Source organism: Halosimplex carlsbadense 2-9-1 (assembly GCF_000337455.1).
Classification (GTDB): Archaea; Halobacteriota; Halobacteria; order Halobacteriales; family Haloarculaceae; genus Halosimplex; species Halosimplex carlsbadense.
Window position 1 is genome coordinate 22187 of the sequence record NZ_AOIU01000023.1, and the last position, 20302, is coordinate 42488.

23 protein-coding genes are annotated in these 20302 nt (G+C 70.5%); 9 read left to right on the forward strand and 14 right to left on the reverse strand.

The window, feature by feature from the left end:
* Window positions 1-9 precede the first annotated feature (9 nt).
* The 5 genes from C475_RS09130 to cofD all read right to left on the reverse strand — a co-directional run bounded on the left by C475_RS09130 (window position 10) and on the right by cofD (window position 4502).
* Entirely contained in the window at window positions 10-969 is a 960-nt protein-coding gene (locus C475_RS09130; RefSeq protein ID WP_006883529.1) for an AAA family ATPase, read from the reverse strand.
* 251 nt (window positions 970-1220) lie between these two features.
* Window positions 1221-1841: a DUF447 domain-containing protein gene (locus C475_RS09135; RefSeq protein ID WP_006883530.1), complete on the reverse strand. Its 621-nt coding sequence runs from the start codon at window positions 1839-1841 to the stop codon at window positions 1221-1223.
* Window positions 1838-2677, reverse strand: coding sequence for a triphosphoribosyl-dephospho-CoA synthase (locus C475_RS09140; protein ID WP_006883531.1), 840 nt, complete (start codon window positions 2675-2677; stop codon window positions 1838-1840). The genes C475_RS09135 and C475_RS09140 overlap by 4 nt, the downstream gene beginning before the upstream one ends.
* Window positions 2674-3513 carry a tRNA-dihydrouridine synthase gene (locus tag C475_RS09145; protein ID WP_006883532.1) on the reverse strand — a complete coding sequence of 280 codons (840 nt, stop codon included), beginning with the start codon at window positions 3511-3513 and terminating at the stop codon, window positions 2674-2676. Before C475_RS09145 ends, C475_RS09140 begins: the two co-directional genes overlap by 4 nt.
* Window positions 3510-4502 carry a 2-phospho-L-lactate transferase gene (gene cofD / locus C475_RS09150; protein WP_006883533.1) on the reverse strand — a complete coding sequence of 331 codons (993 nt, stop codon included), beginning with the start codon at window positions 4500-4502 and terminating at the stop codon, window positions 3510-3512. The genes C475_RS09145 and cofD overlap by 4 nt, the downstream gene beginning before the upstream one ends.
* Before the next feature lie 111 nt (window positions 4503-4613).
* Between cofD and C475_RS09155 the strand changes: the two genes are divergently transcribed.
* The 5 genes from C475_RS09155 to C475_RS09175 all read left to right on the forward strand — a co-directional run bounded on the left by C475_RS09155 (window position 4614) and on the right by C475_RS09175 (window position 10273).
* Window positions 4614-5051: a hypothetical protein gene (locus C475_RS09155; RefSeq protein WP_006883534.1), complete on the forward strand. Its 438-nt coding sequence runs from the start codon at window positions 4614-4616 to the stop codon at window positions 5049-5051.
* A gap of 71 nt (window positions 5052-5122) precedes the next feature.
* Entirely contained in the window at window positions 5123-7516 is a 2394-nt protein-coding gene (locus tag C475_RS09160; protein ID WP_006883535.1) for a glycoside hydrolase family 2 TIM barrel-domain containing protein, read from the forward strand.
* Window positions 7517-7585: 69 nt separating this feature from the next.
* Window positions 7586-7957, forward strand: a complete 372-nt coding sequence (locus tag C475_RS09165) for a hypothetical protein (protein WP_006883536.1) — start codon at window positions 7586-7588, stop codon at window positions 7955-7957.
* 97 nt (window positions 7958-8054) lie between these two features.
* Complete coding sequence (gene panB, locus C475_RS09170) at window positions 8055-8885, forward strand: 3-methyl-2-oxobutanoate hydroxymethyltransferase (RefSeq protein WP_006883537.1); 831 nt, start codon at window positions 8055-8057, stop codon at window positions 8883-8885.
* 107 nt (window positions 8886-8992) lie between these two features.
* Window positions 8993-10273 carry an ABC transporter substrate-binding protein gene (locus C475_RS09175; protein WP_006883538.1) on the forward strand — a complete coding sequence of 427 codons (1281 nt, stop codon included), beginning with the start codon at window positions 8993-8995 and terminating at the stop codon, window positions 10271-10273.
* Window positions 10274-10295: 22 nt separating this feature from the next.
* On the opposite strand, the gene C475_RS09180 is transcribed toward C475_RS09175, so the two are convergent.
* The 7 genes from C475_RS09180 to C475_RS09210 form a co-directional block, all read right to left on the reverse strand.
* Complete coding sequence (locus tag C475_RS09180) at window positions 10296-11381, reverse strand: S66 family peptidase (protein ID WP_006883539.1); 1086 nt, start codon at window positions 11379-11381, stop codon at window positions 10296-10298.
* Window positions 11382-11443: 62 nt separating this feature from the next.
* Entirely contained in the window at window positions 11444-11746 is a 303-nt protein-coding gene (locus tag C475_RS09185) for a hypothetical protein (protein ID WP_006883540.1), read from the reverse strand.
* 20 nt (window positions 11747-11766) lie between these two features.
* The gene (locus C475_RS09190) at window positions 11767-12102 is read right to left on the reverse strand and encodes a 2Fe-2S iron-sulfur cluster-binding protein (RefSeq protein WP_006883541.1); all 336 of its coding nucleotides are present in this window, start codon (window positions 12100-12102) and stop codon (window positions 11767-11769) included.
* A 76-nt stretch (window positions 12103-12178) separates the two neighbouring features.
* Window positions 12179-13192 (reverse strand): lysylphosphatidylglycerol synthase domain-containing protein, encoded by a 1014-nt coding sequence (locus C475_RS09195; RefSeq protein ID WP_006883542.1) that lies wholly within the window; start codon window positions 13190-13192, stop codon window positions 12179-12181.
* Window positions 13193-13273: 81 nt separating this feature from the next.
* A complete protein-coding gene (locus C475_RS09200; RefSeq protein ID WP_006883543.1) occupies window positions 13274-13828 on the reverse strand; it encodes a GNAT family N-acetyltransferase in 555 nt (184 codons plus the stop codon).
* Complete coding sequence (gene glyA, locus C475_RS09205; protein WP_006883544.1) at window positions 13825-15090, reverse strand: serine hydroxymethyltransferase; 1266 nt, start codon at window positions 15088-15090, stop codon at window positions 13825-13827. The genes C475_RS09200 and glyA overlap by 4 nt, the downstream gene beginning before the upstream one ends.
* Window positions 15091-15180: 90 nt before the next feature.
* The gene (locus C475_RS09210) at window positions 15181-15702 is read right to left on the reverse strand and encodes a hypothetical protein (RefSeq protein ID WP_006883545.1); all 522 of its coding nucleotides are present in this window, start codon (window positions 15700-15702) and stop codon (window positions 15181-15183) included.
* Between the two features lie 213 nt (window positions 15703-15915).
* On the opposite strand from C475_RS09210, the gene C475_RS23830 reads away from it, so the two are divergent.
* Window positions 15916-16062 (forward strand): hypothetical protein, encoded by a 147-nt coding sequence (locus tag C475_RS23830; RefSeq protein WP_006883546.1) that lies wholly within the window; start codon window positions 15916-15918, stop codon window positions 16060-16062.
* Window positions 16063-16075: 13 nt separating this feature from the next.
* Here the strand turns inward: C475_RS23830 and C475_RS24330 are convergent, their stop codons facing one another.
* Complete coding sequence (locus C475_RS24330) at window positions 16076-16237, reverse strand: hypothetical protein (RefSeq protein ID WP_006883547.1); 162 nt, start codon at window positions 16235-16237, stop codon at window positions 16076-16078.
* Window positions 16238-16360: 123 nt separating this feature from the next.
* On the opposite strand from C475_RS24330, the gene C475_RS09215 reads away from it, so the two are divergent.
* Together C475_RS09215 and C475_RS09220 are read left to right on the forward strand one after the other, a co-directional pair.
* Entirely contained in the window at window positions 16361-17092 is a 732-nt protein-coding gene (locus C475_RS09215) for an HFX_2341 family transcriptional regulator domain-containing protein (RefSeq protein ID WP_006883548.1), read from the forward strand.
* A gap of 117 nt (window positions 17093-17209) precedes the next feature.
* A complete protein-coding gene (locus C475_RS09220) occupies window positions 17210-17761 on the forward strand; it encodes a protein-tyrosine phosphatase family protein (protein ID WP_006883549.1) in 552 nt (183 codons plus the stop codon).
* Between the two features lie 69 nt (window positions 17762-17830).
* Here C475_RS09220 and dgoD read toward each other — a convergent pair whose 3' ends face one another.
* Window positions 17831-18958 carry a galactonate dehydratase gene (dgoD, locus tag C475_RS09225; RefSeq protein WP_006883550.1) on the reverse strand — a complete coding sequence of 376 codons (1128 nt, stop codon included), beginning with the start codon at window positions 18956-18958 and terminating at the stop codon, window positions 17831-17833.
* Window positions 18959-19061: 103 nt separating this feature from the next.
* On the opposite strand from dgoD, the gene C475_RS09230 reads away from it, so the two are divergent.
* The gene (locus C475_RS09230; RefSeq protein ID WP_006883551.1) at window positions 19062-20285 is read left to right on the forward strand and encodes an HD domain-containing protein; all 1224 of its coding nucleotides are present in this window, start codon (window positions 19062-19064) and stop codon (window positions 20283-20285) included.
* The last annotated feature ends 17 nt before the right edge of the window (window positions 20286-20302 follow it).

Here is a 20302-nt window from a genome sequence, read left to right on the forward strand (position 1 = left end):
TCGAGGGCGCTACCGCGGCTCGTCGACGGCCGGGACCGCGACCTGCTCCAGCACGTCGTCGACCACCTGGACGGGATCGGCGTCGCGCACGGTCGCCTCCGTCGTCAGCACGAGCCGGTGGGCGAACGTCGCGTGGACGACCCGCCGCACGTCCTCCGGGACGACGTACCTGCGGCCCTCGATGACCGCCGCCGCCCGCGCCGCCTCGAACAGCCGCTGCACGCCGCGGGGCGAGACGCCCACGTCGACGCGGTCGTCCTCCCGGGTCGCCCGCCCGAGTTCGACGACGTAGTCGCGCAGCTTCCCGTCGACCGAGACCGTTTCCGGAACCGCCTGTAGCTCGGCGACGGTCTCGGGGTCGACGACGGGCTCGACGCTCGGCGACTGGCTGGTCCGGTCGGCCCGGCGGTCGATCAGCGTCCGCTCGTCGTCGAACCCGGGATACCCCATCGCGAGTTTGAACACGAAGCGGTCGCGCTGGGCCTCCGGCAGCCCGAAGGTGCCCTCCTGTTCGATGGGGTTCTGCGTCGCGATGACGAAGAAGGGATCCGGAAGGCCCGTCGTCTCGCCGTCGACTGTGACCTGGGCCTCGCCCATCGCCTCCAGCAGCGCGGCCTGAGTCTTGGGCGGCGCGCGGTTGATCTCGTCGGCCAGGACGACGTTCGCGAACACCGGTCCGGGGACGAACTCGAAGTCGCCGGTCCCCTCGTTGTAGACGTTCGAGCCGGTGATATCCGACGGGAGCAGGTCCGGCGTGAACTGGATGCGCGAGAACGACAGGCCGAGCGCGCTGGCGAACGACCGCGCCGTCAGCGTCTTCCCGGTCCCCGGTACGTCCTCCAGCAGCACGTGCCCCTGGGCGAGGACGCCCGTCAGGACCTGCTCCAGAAACCGGTCGTCGGCGATGACCGCCTCGCTCACCGCGTCGAGGATCCGCCGACAGGTCCGCCCCGCCTCGTCGTAGTCCATACACGCCGTCCGGGATGGCGCGACCAAATGCTTTCGGCCTCCGGTGGCTGTGGACGTGGTGGAACTGAGGGTCGCGACCGAAGACTCGATTCCGAATCAGCGTGTACCGCGGCAACTATCGCTGTCACCACCGCTGCGAACAGCGTGAAAGGGGCGACCGTCTCGGCGACGGCCGGGGCTTTTACGCTGTTTGCGGTGACCGCAAATCTAGCGGCCGAGCCGCCATTCACAGCACCCCGCTCCACGTCAGATCACCACTCGGCGTCGACGAGGTCGCGGATCCGCTCGAAGGCGACGCGTTCGCGCTCGCCGCCGGCGGTCTCGACGACGCGCTCGAAGTAGGCCAACCGTTCCAGCAACTCCTCGCGGTCGAACCCGTCCACGTCGAGGCGCGAGGCGGCCACCGTCGCCTCCACGACGGCGGAGAACCCCCGGTTCGTCGTCGGCACGACGCGCCGCTCGACGCCGCTGTCGACGGCCCCCAGTTTCCACGTCACGATCTCGGTGTCGCCCTCCTGGTCGGTTCCGACGCGCTCGACCTCGACTTCGACCCAGGCGTCCGCGCTGTCGAGGACGGGCTCGTCGACCTCGTGAATCGAGAGCGCGGCGTCGACGAAGCCGACGGGGTCGCGGGTGAACTGGACGACGCCGCCGCCGCGCTCGCGGAAGTTGCGCCAGGTGCGGGTCCGGCCGTATGTCCGGGCGGTGACCGGGTCGCCGGCGTGGAGACCGAGCGCGGCGACGTTCCAGCGGTCGTTCGGCCCGAGCGTGGTGACGACCGACTCGACGACGCCCGCGATCTCGACCGGCCAGTCGTCGGTCGCCCCGTCATCGTTCCCGTCACCAGTCCCGCCCACAGCGTCGTCGCTCATACCTCCAGCCCCCGTTCCAGCGCGACGAAGAGTGCGGCGGCGACGGTGTCGGCGGTCGTGCCGGGGTTGATCTCCTCGGCGACGAACTCCGCTGCGAGGTCCTCGGGGTCGATGTCGCCGTCCAGCGCCGCTCGCGCGCGCTCGGTCGCCCGCTCGGCCGTCGCGCGGTCGTGCTGGGTGACGACGAAGGTGTCGACCTCGGCGGCGAGCAGGTCGAGGAACGCGTCGGCGGCGCGGTCGGCCACCGGTCCCTCGCCCGATTCGATCGACTCGGCGGCGCCGAACGTGCGCTCGAACCCGTCGACCCACTCGCGGGCAATGCCGTCGCGGTCGGCCGACCGCGCCATGATATCGGCGAGGGTCAGCCCGCGCTCCTCCAGGGCGGGAACGGCGTCGCTCCCGCGGCGCACGTCCAGGGCGGCCATGTCCTCCGGCGGGTCGTCGACGGCCACGTCGACCGCCTCGAAGGCGCGGTAGAACCCGGCGGCGTCGGCGACGGTCGTCGACTCGACCACGGCGGTGGCGCCCTCGGGCGAGAGGTGGCGGTCGTCGGCTCCCGCGGCGACGACGAGGGGCAACTGGAGCAAGATCGCGCCGAACTGGGTGTTGCCGCCGCGCTGGTCGGCCATGCCCTCGATCGCCCGGTGGAACGACTCGCCGACTGGCTCGCCGGCGGCGGCCATCCGCAGGCCCTCCTGCGCCCCGACGGCGCCGGTGAGGAAGTGTTCGAAGCGCAGGTCGTCGTGGTCGCGGTGGCGGTCGACGTTGCCGGGCTTGGGCGTCCCCGCGACTTCGAGCAGGAGGGCCAACTCGGCGTTCTGGGCGGTGGTTCTCACGACTTCGGCCCTCCAGAGCCGGCCGGGACGGCCCGGCCGTGCGATCCGTCGCCGGCGTCGCCGCTCGACTCATCGCCGGCGTCGCCGTCGAACCACTCGTCGACGGCCGCGCGGACCCGCCGGAGGGCCCGTGGGTCGTCGCTCGGGCGGCCGACGCTGACGGCGTCGGCGCCGTGGGCGAGGTACTCGCGGACCGTCTCGCGGTCGCGAACGCCGTTGTTGGCGACGACGAACACATCGGTGGCCTCGACCACGTCCGCGACGACTTCCTCGGAGTCCATCGCGTCGACGTGGACGATATCGACGCCGGCGTCGTCGAGTCGCGCGGCGACCGCGGGCAGGTCGACGCTCGCCAGTTCCGTCCGGACTTTCACGCTCACGGTCGCACCGGTCGCGGCCGCGGCCGCGACGTAGTCGGCGAGCCGGGCAGGCTCGCCCAACAGCGACTCGCCAGCGCCCGCGGCGCACATCTCGTCCTGGCGGCAGTGGGCGTTGACCTCCAGCATCGCCCCGCGGTCGGCGCAGACCTCGGCGGCCGCGCGGATCGGCTCCGGTTCGCTCGCGCGGACGTTGAACCCCGGCCGGAGCGGCGCGTCGGCGAGCGCGGCCAGCTGGTCGTCGACGAACGAAAGCGGGTCGGCCGGGAGAAACTCCTCGCGGTCTCGGTCGACCATCCGCCGGGCGGCCTCGCGCGTGGGTTCGTCGAGAGCGATCCCCCCGAGGAACGCCGCGCCGGCGAACTCGCTCCCCGACCGCGCCCACTCGGCGTCCGACCGGCCGCTCAGGCTCGCCAGCGCCAGGCGCGGCTCGAACGGCGGGGCGGGCGCCTCGGTCACGAGACCCCCTCCAGCGCCTCCTGTGCGGCGCGGGCGACCCGCTCGGCGTCGGCCTCGTCGTCCATCCGGGTATCGGTGCGGACGACCGGCCGGTCGAGGTCGGGTGCGTCCGTCGAATCGAGGACGAACGCGTCGGCGAACGGGTAGGCCTCGGCGACCCCGGCGGTGCTGGCCTCGTAGCCCTCGGCCTCCAGCAGGTCGTCGGCGGGGCCGGAGAAGACGGTGTCCTCGACGAACGGCGAGACGGCGACGACGGGCGTCTCGGCGAGTGCCTCGGCGATCCCGTCGAGCGCGAGCATCGGCCCGAGACTCGTGATCGGGTTCGAGGGACCGATCACGACCGGGTCGGCCAGTGCCTCCACGACGGCGTCGGTCGCGGTCGCGTCTTCCGCGCCCCGGAACTCAACCGATTCGATCGCGGGTTCGCCGCCGCGGGCGACCCAGAACTCCTGGAAGTGCATCGGCCCCTCTGGGGTGTGGACGATGGTCGCCACCGGGTCGTCGCTCATCGGCAGCAGGTCCACGGTCAACTCGAACGCGTCGGCGAGCGTCCGCGTCGCCCCGGTCAGCGTCGCCCCTTCGTCGATCAGGCTCGTCCGCGTCAGGTGGACGGCGCGGTCGGCGTCGCCGATCAGCATGAACTCGCCGACGCCGGAGAACCGGCGCCAGCGCGCGATCTCGCGGCCAGCGGTCTGTCGGTCGTCGTCGAGGTATCGGGGTTCGGTGCCCAGCCCGGCCGACTCGGCGATGTCGACGAGCTCCCCGTGGGTGGTCGCCGAGTCGTCGGCGATCCCCCACCAGGTGTCCCGATCGAGGCGGTCGCCGCGGAGGTAGAGGACGGTGTCCACGTCCGGGCAGACGAGGTGGCCGCCCAGCTCCACGTCGTCGCCGGTGTTGCCGACGACGGTCGTCTCGCCCGGGTCGAAGACGGCGTCGGCGCCCGACAGGAGCTTCGGCGTGCCCGTCCCGCCGGACAGAAGCGTCACCATACCCCGCCGTAGGTGCGAGCCCGGGCTAAAGCTTGCGTGACGGCGACCCGCCGCTCGAATGTCTCGTGACGGCGGCCCAACCGTTTTCCGCGCGCCGGTCGGACTCGGGCTATGCGCGCCGCCGCCGTCTCCCGCGTGGTCCCCGTTTCGTCCGAGACCGTCGCCGAGCGGCTCACGCCGCGGGCCGTCATCGAGGCGGAAGGCCGGTTCGCTGTCGCGGACGTGGCCGTCGAGGACGACCGGACCGTGGTCACCGCCCGCCCGAGCGGGCGTCCATTCGCCACGCGGTTCGTCTTCGAGCACCGTCCGGACGGGTTCGCCTACCGGCGACTGCACGAGGCCCGCCCCCTCGTCACCGCCGAGACGACGGTCACACTGGTCTCCGAGGGCGACGGGGAGCGGACGCGGGTCGAGATCGCGACCGCGGTCGAAACCGCCGTCCCGGTCCCGTTCGTCGGGCGCGCGGCGGCGCGGCGCCGCCGTCGCGACGTCGAGCGACTGGCCGAACGGCTCGACGACATCGTGGTGCGACCGGGCGGCCGTCCCTGACCGATACCGCGATCCCCGGATCGCTCCGCCGGTGCCGCAAGCTAATTGACTCGGGTGGGCGACCTGGTCGTATGTCAACGACCGACGGTCCCGACGAGGAGCATCGACGGACACGCCGCCTGGAGACGGGCTGGCGGTTCACGCGCGGCGACGTCGACGACGGCGCCGACCCCGCGCTCGACGACGGCGACTGGGAGCGCGTCGAGGTGCCCCACGACTGGAGTATCGAGGGGCCGTTCGACCCGGACAACCCCAGCGAGGCGGCGGGTGGCTTTGCCCCCGAGGGCGTCGGCTGGTACCGCCGCCAGTTGCCCGAGGACATCGAGGGCGAGCCGACGCTGCGCTTCGACGGCGTCTACCGCAACTTCGACGTGTACGTCGACGGCGAACACGTCGGCACCCGCCCGTACGGCTACTCGACGGTGAACTATGACCTCTCGGAGTTCGGCGTCACCGGCGGCGAGACGCTCGCCGTCCGCGTCGCCAACGACGAACACCCCCACACTCGCTGGTACACCGGCTCGGGCATCTACCGCGACGTACACCTCACCGAGACCGACCCGGTCGCGGTCGTCCCCTTCGGCACCGACGTGCGCACCAATGCCGTCAACCGCCAGCGCGCCGAGGTGCAGGTGCTGACGGAGGTCACCAACGACGACGACGAGGCGGTCACCGTCGCGCTGGAGACCGACATCCTCGACGCCGACGGCGAGGTGGTCGCCACCGCCGGCGACGAAGCGACCGTCGAACCCGGCGAGTTCCACGAGTTCGAGCAACGGCTCTCCGTGGCCGACCCCGACCGCTGGACGCTGGACGACCCGACCCGCTACTTCGCCCGCAGCGTCGTCTACCGCGAGGACGGCGGGGGCGCGACGGCGTCGCCGTCGCGGAACGACGGCGGCGGATCCGCCATCGCTGTCGACGACTACGTCACTCCGTTCGGGGTCCGCACCTTCGAGTGGACCGCCGACGAGGGCTTCTTCCTCAACGGCGAGCCCGTCGATATGAAAGGCGTCAACCTCCACCACGACGCCGGCTGTCTCGGCGCGGCGGTCACCGAGCGCGCGCTCGAACGGCGGCTGGAGACGCTGCAAGAGCTGGGGTGTAACGCCATCCGGACGGCCCACAATCCGCCCCAGCCCGAACTGCTGGACCTCTGTGACAGGATGGGCTTTCTCGTGATCGACGAGGTGTACGACAAGTGGCGCCACGTCGGCGCCGACGAGTGGTTCGACGAGTGGTGGGCCGAGGACCTGTCGGCGATGATCGACCGCGACCGCAACCATCCTTCTATCGTGCTCTGGAGCGTCGGCAACGAGAACTTCGACCAGGGTTCCGAGGAGATGATCGAGGACCTCGCGATGCTCACCGAGGCGGCCAGCGAGATGGACCCCACGCGCCCCGTCACGTACGGCAATCCGCCGTGGGGCGACGGCACCGAGGGCGTCGTCGAGAACATCGAGCGCGTCGCCGAACACGTCGACGTGCTCGTCGGCAACTACCAGGAACACTGGTACGACGACTACCGCGAGGCCGGTATCGACCTGCCCCTCCTCGGCTCGGAGAACCGGCGGTTCTTCCGCGGGTCCGGCGACGACCCGCTCGCGTTCGTCCCCCGCAACCCGTGGTACGACGTGGAAGAACGCGACGACGTGTGCGGACAGTTCCTCTGGCCGGGCATCGACTACCTCGGCGAGGCCCGGGACTGGCCCAGCAAGGGGTGGCCCACGGGGCTGATCGACACCACCGGTGCGATCAAGCCCTCGGGGCGGTTCCACCAGGCGGCCTGGTCCGACGAGTCCGTCGTCTTCGCCGCCGCCGTCGACCACGACCGCGAGCGCCCGGCCTGTCGCCCGGCCTGGAGCGGCCCGCCCCTCTCCGAGCACTGGAACTTCCCCGACCGCGAGGACTCCCAGGGCTTCGTCGACGTCTACACCTACACCAACGCCGAGACGGTCGAACTGTACCAGAACGACGAGAGCCTGGGGGTCCAGCACGCCGACGACTACGGCCCGCGGCCGATCGAGTGGTACGTCCCCTACGAGTCGGGCACCCTGCGCGCCGTGGCGAAAGACGACGGCGAGGTCGTCGCCGAACACGAACTGGAGACGGCCGGCGAGCCGGCGGCGGTCGAGCTGTCGGCCGACCGCGAGACGCTCGCCGCTGACGGCCGCGACCTCGTCTACGCCGAGGCGACCGTCGTCGACGAGGAGGGCGTGCGCGTCCCCCGTGCGGACCACGAAGTCGACTTTTCGGTCTCGGGCGCGGGCGAGATCGCCGGCGTCGACAACGGGAACCTCGACAGCGACGAGCCGTGGGTGGGGGAGTCTCGATCGGCCTACCACGGCACCTGTATCGCCGTCGTCCGCGCCGACCGCGACGGCGGCCGGGTGGAGATCGAGGCCGAGGCCGACGAACTCGGCGGAGACGGCGTCACGCTCCCCGTCGGCGCCGACGGGGACTGATCGGGTAGACACGGCCCGAGACCGATCCGTTCGAGAACACTTTTCGGCCGGCGGGCGCACATCGGGGGTATGCGTGCCCGCCGCTACTGGCCGCTGAGTATCGCTTCGGGGGTCGGCGTCGCCGCCGTTTCGTGGGAGTTCGCCGGTCTGCACCTCGGCGCTGTCGGGTTCGGCTTCGTGTACGCCGTCGGCCTGGGCCTGCTCTGTAAGGCACACTTCGACCTGAAATCGCGCGTCGACTCGTGGAAGCGACCGTCGCTGTGGTCGGGCGCGTTCGGCGGCCTTTTCACGTTCACGATGCTGCTCGTCGGCGATACGGCCGGCCCCCACACGGACCCGCTCGTGGTCATCCTCGGGTTGGTCGGGGTCGGCGTGCTCGGAGTGGCCGTCGGGACCGGCATCGCCCTGGAGAACCTCGACGCCGCCGACGCGGCGGAGTGAGCGACCGACACCTGCTCGGCTCGCGGACGACGCGGAACCTCGCCGTCAGGCTCCGGCAACTGATAAACGGCTGGCCGTCGAAGGGCGACCAATCGCGATGTCTCGCACGACCATACCGGACCTCTACGAGAAGTACGAGGGCGGCGAGCCGCTGACGATGCTGACGGCCTACGACGCGTCCATCGCCCGACAGGTGGACGCGGCGGGCGTCGACATGATCCTCGTCGGCGACAGCGCTGGCGACAACCACCTCGGCTACGACGACACGCTGCCGGTCACGCTCGAGGAGGCGCTGTCGAACACTGCTGCGGTCGTCCGCGGGACCGAGGCGGCGTTCGTCGTCGCCGACCTGCCCTTCCTCACCTACGGCACGTCGATGGCCGAATCCGTGGAGAACGCCGGTCGCTTCCTCAAGGAGGCGGGCGCCGACGCCGTCAAGCTGGAGACCGCGCCCTACGGCGAGACGACGATCGAGATCGTCGACCGGCTGACCGAACTCGGGATCCCCGTCCAAGGACACGTGGGGCTCACACCGCAGCGGAGAAACGAGATCGGCGGCGCCTACGTCCAGGGCCGCGATACCGACACCTCCTCGCCGGGCGAGGCGCTGGTCGACACGGCCCGGCGGCTGGAAGAGGCGGGGGCGTTCTCGGTCGTCCTCGAAACCGTCAGCGAGGGCGTCGGCCGGGAGGTCACCGAAGCCGTCGACGTACCGACCATCGGCATCGGGTCGGGCCGCTACGTGGACGGTCAGGTGCTGGTGACCAACGACGTGCTCGGGCTCGGCGCGGAGCCCTACAGCCTCTCGAAGCAGTACGCCGACCTCGACTCGGAGATCCGCGACGCGGTCGAGCGGTACGTCGACGAGGTCGAATCGGGCGAGTTCCCGACGCGGGACAACGCCTTCGACCCGGTCGACGAGGGGTAAACCGCCCGGCGGCCCCGTCGGCGTGACCGACGTTCGCATCGATCCCCGCCGATCCTCGCTGCGGGCGTTCCGAAACTACTTTATCTTGGATTAGGTCTACCTAAAACATGGACGACGATACAAGCGACCCTCGATTGACGCGTCGGAAGTGGCTCGCCGGCGGGAGCGCCCTCCTCGGGAGCGCGCTGCTCGCGGGCTGTGCCGGGACTGGCGACGAGACGCCGAGCGGTGGGACGGCGACCGACGGGTCGGCTGACGGCGAGCAGACGGAGACGGCGGTGGGGGCGGGAACAGCGACGGACACGCCGGAGACGCCCGGTTCGTCGCCGACCGCGACGGACGACGGCGGATACAGCGCGACGCTCTCCCCGATGGGCGAGGTGGCGCTCGACTCCGCCCCGGAGAGCGTCTTCACGATGTACAACCAGTTCGCCGACATGCTCGTCGCGCTGGGATACGGCGATACCGTCAACTCGATGTTCGTCCCGGAGATGGCCGGTCCGACGATGAACCACTACTACGAGCGCCTCGACGGCGTCTCCTTCGACTGGGAGGGGATCCCGAACCCGTTCAACGACTTCTCGAAGGAGTTCTTCTACAGCCTCGACAGCGACGTCCACCTCCTGGACCCCGCCTGGGCGACCACCCAGGACAACTGGAGCCGGGACGACGTCGAAGCGATCACCGACTCCGTCGGCCCCTTCCTCGGGAACTTCTACAGCGGGACCCACGGCGCGCCCCCCGAGTCCTACGCCGACGACTACCAGTACTACACCCTCTGGGAGCTGTTCGGCCACGTCGCCGACCTCTTCCGGGAACGCGAGCGGTACGAGCGACTCGACGCCGTCCACAGCGACCTCCTCGGGACCATCGAGGCCAACCTGCCGCCTGAGGACGAGCGCCCGACCGCCGTGCGCGTCACGCTCGGCGACGGGCAGTTCTGGACGTACCACCTGAACCGGCCCGGGTTCTGGCTCGCGGACACTCGCCCGCTGGCCGCCGTCGACGCCTTCGACAGCGAACAGTGGGACGGCCTGTGGGGCTCGGTCGGCTACGAGACGATGATCGAGGCCGACCCCGACGTGATCCTCCATCTCTGGGGAATGACGCCGCGCTACGACATGGCCAACATCCGCGAGCAGCTCCGCTCGGACGATATCGGCGCGGAGCTCTCCGCCGTCCAGAACGACCGCGTCTACGCCCAGGGGATGCGTTACCAGGGCCCGCTGATGAACCTCTTCCAGATCGAGATGACCGCCAAGCAGCTCTACCCCGACGTCTTCGGCGAGTGGCCCGACTACGAGAACGGCGACCACTACCCCGAGATCCCCGCCGAGGAGCAGCTGTTCGACCGCGAGCGCGTCGCCGGCATCGTCACCGGGAACTGACGGCAAGCGCTTCCGCCGACGCTCAGGCGAAGCGGATCGTCCGCTCACCCGTATCGATCTCGGTTCGACCGCCCATCGGTACGGGCGCCGTCGGGTTCGTGTGGCCGAAGTCGAGGTCGAAGACGACCGGCACGTCGGGATTGTACTCGCGGACCCACTCGCGTATTGTCGCCCGCTGGTCATCACGGAACGCCGTCCGCTCCTCCTCGGACCGCTCGTCCTCGCGGCTGCGCGTCTGCGGGCGACCGACGATGACGGCGTCGAACCGCTCCAGCAGCCCGCGCTCGCCGAGGACGGTGAGCTTCCGCCGCACGTCGTCGGCCGTGGGGAGTTCCTCCGAGGTCTCCAGCGCGAGGACGGATCCCTCCAGGTCCGCCGGGTCGGGAACCGCCCGGTCGGCGGCCAGCAGCCACGGGAGCACAGTGAGACAGCCGCCCCAGAGCCGCCCCGAGATCACCTCACCCTCGCGCTCGTCGGGCACGTCCCAGCGCCACCCGTCGTTGTCCTCGTACTCCGGTTCCGCTTCCCGGAAGTCCTCGCGTGCCCACTCGACGGGGTCGTCGGTCCACGCCCCGGCGGGGTCGAGTTCGCCGAGCGATTCGGCGAACAGCGCCCGGCGGAGGTACCGCTCGGTGTACTCCGGCAGGTGGCCGGCGGTCGCGACCTGGTTGAGCAACTGTCCGCCGTAGAACGAGACGACACCCTGGGTCCAGAGGTAGCTGGCGAGGCAGGTGTTATCGCTCATGCCAAAGAAGCGGGTGGGGTTCGCCCGTAGAATCTCGCCGTCGAGGTGTCGCAGCACGCGGACCTGGTCGTCGCCGCCGATGGTTGCGAAGACGGCCGAGATATCGGGGTCGCGGAACGCCTCGTGTACGTCCGCGGCGCGCAGCTCGGGGTTCTCGCGAAGCTCGTCGGGGTCGGCCTCGGCGGTTTCGTAGACCACCGGGTCGAGGTCGAAGCAGTAGCGGAGGCGTTCGAGCGCGAGGTCGAGCACGTCCGGGAACATCGTCGCTGCGCCGCTGGAGGGCGCGATCACGGCGACTCGGTCGCCCGGTTCGGCGGGCGGAGGGGTGACGAAATCGGCGTTTTCGGCGTCGTTGTCGCTCATACACGGACAGTCAGGTTCGCACGGAAAACCGTTTTCGCCGCCGTGAGGCAGACTGACAGAGACTACCGACCGCGACCGCGCCGGTCGCTCCCGGCGAACCAGGGGCGGTGCCACCACTGCCAGAGCCGCTTGGTCAGTCGCGTCACCGGGAACGGGCCCTGGCCCAGCATCGTCATCGCGAAGCCGACGACGAGCGTGCCGACGAAGACGATGGCGCCGGCGCCGGCCGACAGCAACAACGGGTTCGCGGCATCGACCCACGGGTCCACCACGAAAAAGAAGACGGTGAGTGTGGCGAGGACGGAAGGGACGAGAGCGTCGACGATGCTGAGGATGGTGACGCCGACGACGCGGAGGGCCTTCATAGGAACTCGGTTCGACCGTGTCAGTCGTCGGCCGAGGCCGGGTCGGCGCCCGCGGCCCGGGCGACGTCGTCCTCGATGCTCGGCGGGTACTTGCCCCGGTCGAGGACCAGATCCGACTGTGGCCGGGCCATGCAGGTCAGCGCGTAGCTCTCGGCCTCCTCCTCGGTGAACCCGCGGGCGGCGGGCTGGGTGACCTCTCCCGCCTCGATCTTCGCCGAGCAGGCGAGACACATCCCGACCCGACAGGAGTACTCCTGGGCGATGCCCTCCTCGATGCACCGACTGAGGATGGTCTCCTTGTCCGAGACCGTGATCGTCTCACCGGTCCCAGCGAACTCGACGGTGTAGTCGGTCATGACCCTCGATTCGAGGCTCTCCGCCTAAACTCTTTATGCCCGACGCGAGCGCGTAGACCCCGCTCGACCGGGCACCTCACCGGAGTCGCCACCCGCGGAGGAAGGCGACGGCGACGCCGCCGACGACGACGCTGAACAGCAGCGTCGCGGTCCGGACGACCAGCACCCCGGCGGCGGCCGTCGCGGGCGAGACGGCGGTGACGAGACCGATCGCCCCGCCGAGCAACACGTCGTAGGCCCCGAGGCTCCCGGGGATCGGGACGGCGCTCGCGACCTGCGGGAGCGGGACGACGACGACCAGCGGGACCACGATCGGGACGCCGACCTCCGCGCCGACGCCGACCAGCGCGACCCACAGCGCGGCCGCGGTCAGGACCTGCTCCGCCACGCCGCCGACGGCGACCAGCGCGAGCAACCCCGGCCGGTCCCGGAATCGAACGATCCGCGTCCAGAACCGCTCCAGCGCCCGGTCGACGACCGAGCGGTCGTGGGGCGTCTCGCGGTACAGCGAGGAGACCCACCGGACCACCGGGCCGAGGACGACGGCGAGGCCGCCGCTGATCGGGTCGCGGAACCGGACGACGACGCCGCCGAGGACGACGAGCCCGACGACGGCGCCGCCGAGGGTCGTGAGGAAGTACCGGGGTGCGGGACCGCCGAGGACGATCACGAGCGCGCCGGCCGTCGAGACGAGCAGCTGGGCGCCCGACTTGACGTACTTGGCGACCGAGCGGACTGCCAGCGCCTCGCTGTAGGTCGTGCCCGTCGCGGTCTCGACGAACGTCGCCATGATGGGCTCGGAGCTGACCGGTCCGGCGGGGCTCAGCGTGTCGAAGAAGTCACCCGCAACGGCGAACTGGACGCTCCGGCTCCCGGAGAGCCCGTCGCCGAGCGGGCGGACCGAGGCCCAGAACCCCAGTCCGTCGACGACGCCCTCGGCGACGACGAGGACCGCGACCGCGGCGAGCAGCCCCGGCGCGACCCCCGAGAGGCGGGCGGCGACGCTGTCGACGCCGACGAACGCGAGGTAGCCGGCGAGCGCGCCGCCGCCGACGAGGACGCCCGCCAGAAACCGGAGACTGCGGCGCACACCCCGGGCTGGGGCGGGTCGGGAGAAAAGCCCTCCGGGACCGACGGCAGTCCGGCTCGTCGGGGGCGGTCGCCGGTCCGGTCACCCGTCGACGCGGCGCCAGTACAGCGCCAGGTCGAGCGCCACGTCGTCGAACTCGACGGTCTCCTCGCCGACACAGGCGTAGCCGAGCGACTCGTAGAAGCCGCGGGCCTGCTCGTTGTCCGCGCCGGTGTTCAGGACCAGCGCGCGGTACCCGCGACGGCGCGCGCGCCGCGCGAGCTCCTCGACGATCCGGGTCCCGAAACCCCGACCCTGCATCGCAGGGTCGACGCGGACGCGGGAGAGTTCGCCCGTCCCCGCCGCGGCGTCGAAGCGCTCGGCCATCCAGCCGTCGAGGGGCTCGACGGCGCCGGTCGCGCCGATCTCCCCGTCGTCGGGGCCGGCGTCGTCCGCTCCGCCGTCGAGTTCGCCGACGAGGAACTCCCCGCCGGCGTCGAGGTAGTGCCCGCGCACGTCATCCAGGTCCGCGTCGGGCGCGTCGACCACCCACTCGGGCGTCTCCGCCATCGCCTCGCGGTTCAGCTCGCGGACGCGTTCGCCGTCGCCGGCGCGGTACCGGCGGATCGTCAACTCGGTCGGCTCGACCATGGTCATACGGAGGCGGCCGTCGTGTCGCCGTAGACGGGGAACCGCGAACAGAGGTCGGCGACGGTCTCGGCGACCTCGTTCGCGACCGCCTCGTCGTCCGGGGCGTCGAGCACGTCGGCGACGGCGTCGGCCAGCCGCTCGGTCGCGGTCGCGTCGAACCCGCGGGTGGTGACCGCGGGCGTGCCGATCCGGAGGCCGCTCCCGACGGTCGCCGACCGATGGTCGCCGGGCACCGTCTGTTTGTTCGCGACCAGCCCCACCGATTCCAGAGCCGCCTCGGCGCGCTCGCCCGTCAGGTCCGGGTGGGTCTCGCGCAGGTCGACGAGGACGAAGTGCACGTCCGTCCCGCCCGAGACCAACTCGAAGCCGCGCTCGCCCAGTCGGTCCGCGAGCGCCGTGGCGTTGTCGACGATCTGGCGGGCGTACAGCTCGAACTCGGGGGTCAGCGCCTCGGCGAAGCCCGCCGCCTTGCCGGCGACGTTGTGCATCAGCGGCCCGCCCTGACAGCCCGGCATCACCGCGGTGTCGACCGCATCGGCCAGCGCCTCGTCGCACAGCACCATCCCGCCGCGGCCCGACCGGATCGTCTTGTGAGTCGACCCCGTCACGAGGTCGGCGATACCCACCGGCGAAGGGTGGACGTCGGCGGCGAGGAGGCCCGTCAGGTGCGCGATGTCCGCGACGTGGTACGCGTCGACGGCGTCGGCGACCGTCTGGACACGCTCCCAGTCGACCTGTCGCGGGTACGCGGAGTACCCCGAGACGATCAGGTCGGGGTCGACCGCCTCGGCCCGGGCCTCGACGGCGTCGTAGTCCAGCCGGCCGGTCGCCTCGTCGACGCCGTAGTGGGACACCTCGAAGTGTTCGTCGACCATCGTGTACGGCTGGCCGTGGCTGAGGTGGCCGCCGTGGGACATCGAGAGCGAGAGGATCGTGTCGCCCGAGTCGAGCAGCGCCTGATAGGCGGCGAGGTTGGCCTGGGTCCCGGAGTGAGGCTGGACGTTGGCGTGGTCGGCCCCGAACAGCTCCCGAGCGCGCTCGCGGGCGAGGCGCTCGACCGTGTCGGCGTGCTCGCAGCCGCCGTAGTAGCGGTCGCCGGGGTCGCCCTCCGCGTACTTGTTGGTCAGCACCGACCCCTGGGCCGCCAGCACCGCCTCGCTCGCGTGGTTCTCGCTCGCGATCAGCGACAACGTCTCGCGCTGGCGCGAGCGCTCGGCCGCGAGGGCGTCGGACAGCGCGCCGTCGACAGGTGAGAGATCCGTCGGCATGGTCGTACGGTCCGACGGTTCCGGCATAGCTACTGCCCTGACAGAGTCACGAGTGACGCGACAGACGACACCGTCGACACAGCGGCGCGATCAGTCCTCGGCGGCGTCGAGGAAGTACTCGATGTCGTCGACGGCGTCGCCGTGGGCGTGGTAGGCGTCGTCGGGCACCTCGTCGAACCACGCCAGGTCCAGATCCGACCACTCCCCGAACGTCGGGTCCGCCGCGACCGGTTCGCCCGCGACGGGCTCGGTCCCCGCCACGAGGTCGTAGCTCGTGGCTGTCCGCTCGGTGTCGCTCCGCAACTCGTGGGTGACCGCGCTGACGCGGAGAACCTCGTTCGCGGCCGGTTCGGCGCCGGTCAGCGTCGCGGCGATCTCGGCGGCACGTTCGAGCCAGTCGGCGCCGCCGGGGACGTGGCCGTACGGCAGACGCCAGCCGTGCGGGCTGTCCATCAGCAACACCGCGCCCGCCTCGTTCGTGACGCCGACGGCGACCAGTCCCTCGACCTCGTCGAAGTATTCGAAGGCGTCCGCGCCGTCCGTCGTTCTCGCTTCGGTGTACTCCACGCCGGGCTCCGCACGGAGCGTCGACGGGTCGCGCAGGGTGTCCATGCCGTGCCGTTGTGCGGGGGGGCATTTGGACGTTGGTACCTCGCCCGAACGCGGGCCCACACCGACCGGCGCACGGAGGGGGAGCGAACGCGAACATACTTGGTAACAAGTGGCATATGCGCGCGGCCCCTGGGAGTGACCAGGCGCAGAAGTCATGAAGACCCGTACGGAGTCACGGTACGCGAACCGAACGGCGGGCCGGGGGGAACGCCGGTGGCCGAGATAGAGCGTCCGACCGCGGACCGCGGGAAGCGGTACGTCTGTCGGACGTGCGAGGTGGAGTTCGTCGTCCCGAGAGACGAGACCGCCGTCTGCTGTCCGATCTGTCGGATGAACCGTATCCGGACGATCGACTACTGACCCGGCGACCCCGTCACTCGATCTCGGCCAGCGAGTCGAACGCGCTCCAGCACTCGCAGTCCAGGTCGTCGATGGACCCCACCTCGTCGGGCAGGTCCGATATCGGCATCCCGTCGTCGAATCGGTCGCAGTCGTCGGTGTGGACCGAGAAGTCGTCGCTCGCCATGACCGGCATACACCCGATGGAAGTGAGACAGTAGTAAAAATCCGGCGTGGCGTTTTCAATCGATGTAACCGGTACCGCTGTGTCGGCTGTGTCGGGACAATCGTTTTGGGGGCGGGACGAGAGGCGGACGATATGGAAGTCGCCGAGCGGGTCCACCTGATCCCGGTGGGCTACGAGAACGACCGGATCGTCCTGCCGGCGGTCGAGTTGCGCGCCGACCGCGTCGTCCTCCTGCGCTACGAGGACGAGACCGACCACCCCTCCTACGCCGAGACCGTCCGTGGACGCTTCGACGAGGCCGGGATCGACCACGAGACGGTGTCGTGCAACGTCTTCGACTTCTACGACTCGATCGGGACCGTCGCCGAACTCGCCACGCGCTTCGCCGACCACGAGGTGTACGTCAATCTCGCCTCGGGGTCGAAAGTGACGGCCATCGGCGGCATGATCGCCTGCATGGCGACCGGCGCGACGCCCTACTACGTCCGCGCCCAGCGCTACGCCGCCGAGACCGACGGCGACGTGGCCGAGGGTATCCGCGAGATCACCGAACTCCCCACCTACCCGATGCAGAGCCCCGAACCCCAGCACGTCGCGGTCATGGACCACCTCGACCGCGAGGACGGCGCCCGGAAACGGGACCTCATCGAGTTCGGGAAGAGCGAGGGGTTGCCCTTTATCGCCGACCGGGACGCCGCAAACCGCAAGAGCGAGTACCGCCTGCTCGACAGCCACGTCCTCGGCCCGCTGTCGGACACCGGCTACGTGACCCTCGAAGCGGTCGGCCGGTCGACCCGCGTCTCCCTGACCGAGAGCGGCCGTAACACGCTCCGGGCGTTCCGCTATCTCGTCGAGGACGAGTGACGTCGATCGCGCCGGACGCGGGACCCGACCGTGCCACGCCGGCGCACGCAGTTGTCAGAGATGAGAATTACACCGCGCAACTCAAGTTGGTTGGTCGAGTGATACGACCAGGACCAGATGCCAGACGTTCACAACCGAGAATCGGGTGCAGGCGCACACCGACTCGCCCCCGCCACACCGGACGAGGAGTACGTCTACGGCGCCTGTAGCCCCGGCTGGCACAGCGCCGCCGACCGGAGCTACGCCCTCGCCGACTGGATCGCCGTCGCCCGCGCCAACGACATCGAGCGCGTCTGTTCGCTCCTTCCCGGCGACCAGTCGCCCGGCGACCCCGAGGTGGCCGGGTACACGGACGCCTTCGGGGAGGACAACGTGCTTCACGCCCCCATCCCCGACGGCCGCCTGGCCTGCCCGGCCCTCCTGAAACGGGAAGTGCTGCCGTTCCTCGCCGACGCCGTCGAGGCGGACGAACGGGTCGTCGTCCACTGCCTCGACGGGATGGGCCGCACCGGGCAGGTGCTCGCCGCCTGGCTCGCCCACGACCGCGACTACGCGCCCGAGGAGGCCATCGAGGCCGTCGAGGAGACCGGTCGACAGCCCCGCGAGCCCGTCCGCGAGGGCAACGCCTCCGAACAGGAACTGCGCGACCTGCTCACGGTCGTCCGCTGAGCGGTCGGCCGTAGATTCCGTCCGTCCCAGCGAGCCCGCATATCAAATTCCACACGGGGGTGACCGGAGTCACCACTCCGAAATGCTACCGTCCTTCCGGCGCACGACCGGCGCGTCCCAGGCATCTTCGGTCGCCATCTCACGCACCAGGTCTTCGTCGACTTCGATGCCGAGTCCAGGGGCGCTAGGGAGGTCGACGTATCCCTGATCGTCGTGCTCGAAGACGCTCATATCCGTGAGGTAGTTCGGTACGTCTTCGTTCAACACGATCTGCTCTTGGATGATCGCGTTCTGCGTGCAGGCGTCCACTTGAAGACTCGCTGCGAGCGCGACCGAACTCAGCGGCGAGTGTGGCGCGAGCGCCACGTCGTACGTCTCGGCCATACTCGCTATTTTCCGGAGTTCGGTGATACCACCGGCGTGTGAGATGTCCGGCTGGATGACGTCGACGGCGCCGCTTTCGAGGAGCGGTTTGAACTCCCAGCGTCCGTACAGTCGTTCGCCGGTCGCGATAGGAACGGCCGTCCGCTCGGCGAGGTCCGGGAGCAGGTCGTTCTTCTCCGGGCCGAGGAGTTCCTCGTAGAACATCGGGTCGAACTCCGCCAGCTCGCCGACGAGTCGCTTCGCCATCGGTTTCGACGGCTTCCCGTGGAAGTCCAACATCAGGTCCACGTCGTCGCCGACGGCCTCGCGCATCGTCCGCACGTTCTCGCGGGCCTCCTCGATAGCCGGGGTCCGGTCGATGTGTTCGAGATCGACGCCGGGCCCGCTTTTGATCGCACTGAACCCCTCCTCGACGCGGTTGCGCGCGGCGGCTCCGAGGTCCTCCCCGCTGACGTGGGCGTACAGTTTGATCCGCTCGCGGGCCTTCCCGCCGAGCAGCTCGTAGACGGGTTCCCCGAGTGCCTTCCCCTTGATGTCCCAGAGCGCCTGATCGATGCCCGAGAGCGCACTCATGAGGACCGCTCCGCCCCGGTAGAAGCCGCTGCGGTACATCTGCTGCCAGAGTAGTTCGATGTCGTAGGGATCTGCACCGAGGACGTAGCTGTCCATCAGCTCCCGAACGGCCTCGGCGGCCGTCTGCGCCCGCCCTTCGAGGACCGGTTCACCCCAGCCGACGATGTCGTCGTTCGTCTCGATTTTCAACAGCAGCGAGCGCGGCGGGACCTCGAACAGCTCGTAGTCGGTCACTTCCATACGTCGGTCCCGGAGTGAACCCCCAAATAGCTACGTACCGTCGGGACCAGACCGCAGTCGACGGGGCGGACCCTTATGTCCGATGGCGCACAATTCCTGGGTAATGACGACGATCAAGGACAGCGTCCACGACCACATCGCGGTCGAGGGCGTCGCGGCGGCGCTGCTGGACACGCCGCCCGTCCAGCGGCTCCGGCGGATCAAGCAACTCGGGACGGTCACTTTCGTCTACCCCTCCGCCAACCACACCCGCTTCGAGCACTCGCTGGGCGTCTACCACCTCGCCAACGAGGCGCTCGCCCACCTGGGCATCGAGGGGACCCAGGCCGAACGGGTGCGAGCGGCGGCGATGCTGCACGACGTTGGTCACGCCCCCTACAGCCACAACGTCGAGGAGATCGTCTACCGCCGGACCGGCAAGTACCACGACGACGTCCACGACCTCATCGACAGCGGTCCCGTCGCCCGGGCGCTGGCCGACCACGACCTCGACCCCGCCGCCGTGGCCGACCTCGTCGCGGGCGACGGCGAACTCGGCCAGATCGTCTCGGGCGAACTCGACGTCGACCGGATGGACTATCTGGTGCGGGACGCCCACCACACCGGCGTCCCCTACGGCACCATCGACGCCGAGCGGCTGGTGCGCGCGCTGCGGTTCGTCGACGGCGACCTCGTCCTCGACGAGGGCAACGTCCAGACCGCCGAGAGCCTCCTGCTCGCTCGCGCGCTGATGAACCCGACCGTCTACAGCCACCACGTCGCCCGCATCGCCAAGGCGATGCTCCGGCGGGCCACCCAGCGGCTGCTCGCCCACACCGACGTCGACGCGGCGGAACTCCGGCGGATGGACGACTGCGAGCTACGCGTCGCCCTGCGCGACTGCGAGGCGACCGCCGCGCTCGCTCACCGGCTCGACCGCCGGGACCTGTACAAACGAGGGGTCTGGGCGGAGATGGCGGCCGTCCCGGAGGACCTGTTCGACGCCGACCAGACGGCGATCGCCGACCACGAGCGCGCGGTGGCCGAGGCGGCCAACGTCGACCCCGACGCGGTGATCCTCGACGTGCCCGGCCGCCCGTCGATGAAGGAGTCGTCCAGTCGCGTCCTGGTCAACGGCGAGGTGCGCCGGCTGAGCGAGCAGTCGACGCTGGTCAACGCCCTGCGGGCCGCCCAGCGCGACCAGTGGCGGCTGGGCATCTACGCGCCCGCCGCGAGCGCCGAGCGGGTCGGCAACGCCGCCGTCCGGGTGCTCGGCCTCGACATCGACGATACCAGGGTCCGCGACGTGCGGCCGGGCGTCCACGCGACCCTCGACGATTTTAACTAGCCGCTCCAGAGACTCAC

Coding starts and splice junctions, on each gene's coding strand:
- C475_RS24330 (WP_006883547.1), bottom strand. CDS start 16,237: ATGCCGGTCATGGCGAGCGACGACTTCTCGGTCCACACCGACGACTGC.
- glyA (WP_006883544.1), bottom strand. CDS start 15,090: ATGCCGACGGATCTCTCACCTGTCGACGGCGCGCTGTCCGACGCCCTC.
- C475_RS09220 (WP_006883549.1), top strand. CDS start 17,210: ATGCCAGACGTTCACAACCGAGAATCGGGTGCAGGCGCACACCGACTC.
- panB (WP_006883537.1), top strand. CDS start 8,055: ATGTCTCGCACGACCATACCGGACCTCTACGAGAAGTACGAGGGCGGC.
- C475_RS09135 (WP_006883530.1), bottom strand. CDS start 1,841: ATGAGCGACGACGCTGTGGGCGGGACTGGTGACGGGAACGATGACGGG.
- C475_RS09185 (WP_006883540.1), bottom strand. CDS start 11,746: ATGAAGGCCCTCCGCGTCGTCGGCGTCACCATCCTCAGCATCGTCGAC.
- C475_RS09200 (WP_006883543.1), bottom strand. CDS start 13,828: ATGACCATGGTCGAGCCGACCGAGTTGACGATCCGCCGGTACCGCGCC.
- dgoD (WP_006883550.1), bottom strand. CDS start 18,958: ATGGAAGTGACCGACTACGAGCTGTTCGAGGTCCCGCCGCGCTCGCTG.
- C475_RS09180 (WP_006883539.1), bottom strand. CDS start 11,381: ATGAGCGACAACGACGCCGAAAACGCCGATTTCGTCACCCCTCCGCCC.
- cofD (WP_006883533.1), bottom strand. CDS start 4,502: ATGGTGACGCTTCTGTCCGGCGGGACGGGCACGCCGAAGCTCCTGTCG.
- C475_RS09160 (WP_006883535.1), top strand. CDS start 5,123: ATGTCAACGACCGACGGTCCCGACGAGGAGCATCGACGGACACGCCGC.
- C475_RS09230 (WP_006883551.1), top strand. CDS start 19,062: ATGACGACGATCAAGGACAGCGTCCACGACCACATCGCGGTCGAGGGC.
- C475_RS09175 (WP_006883538.1), top strand. CDS start 8,993: ATGGACGACGATACAAGCGACCCTCGATTGACGCGTCGGAAGTGGCTC.
- C475_RS09190 (WP_006883541.1), bottom strand. CDS start 12,102: ATGACCGACTACACCGTCGAGTTCGCTGGGACCGGTGAGACGATCACG.
- C475_RS09210 (WP_006883545.1), bottom strand. CDS start 15,702: ATGGACACCCTGCGCGACCCGTCGACGCTCCGTGCGGAGCCCGGCGTG.
- C475_RS09165 (WP_006883536.1), top strand. CDS start 7,586: ATGCGTGCCCGCCGCTACTGGCCGCTGAGTATCGCTTCGGGGGTCGGC.
- C475_RS09215 (WP_006883548.1), top strand. CDS start 16,361: ATGGAAGTCGCCGAGCGGGTCCACCTGATCCCGGTGGGCTACGAGAAC.
- C475_RS09130 (WP_006883529.1), bottom strand. CDS start 969: ATGGACTACGACGAGGCGGGGCGGACCTGTCGGCGGATCCTCGACGCG.
- C475_RS09155 (WP_006883534.1), top strand. CDS start 4,614: ATGCGCGCCGCCGCCGTCTCCCGCGTGGTCCCCGTTTCGTCCGAGACC.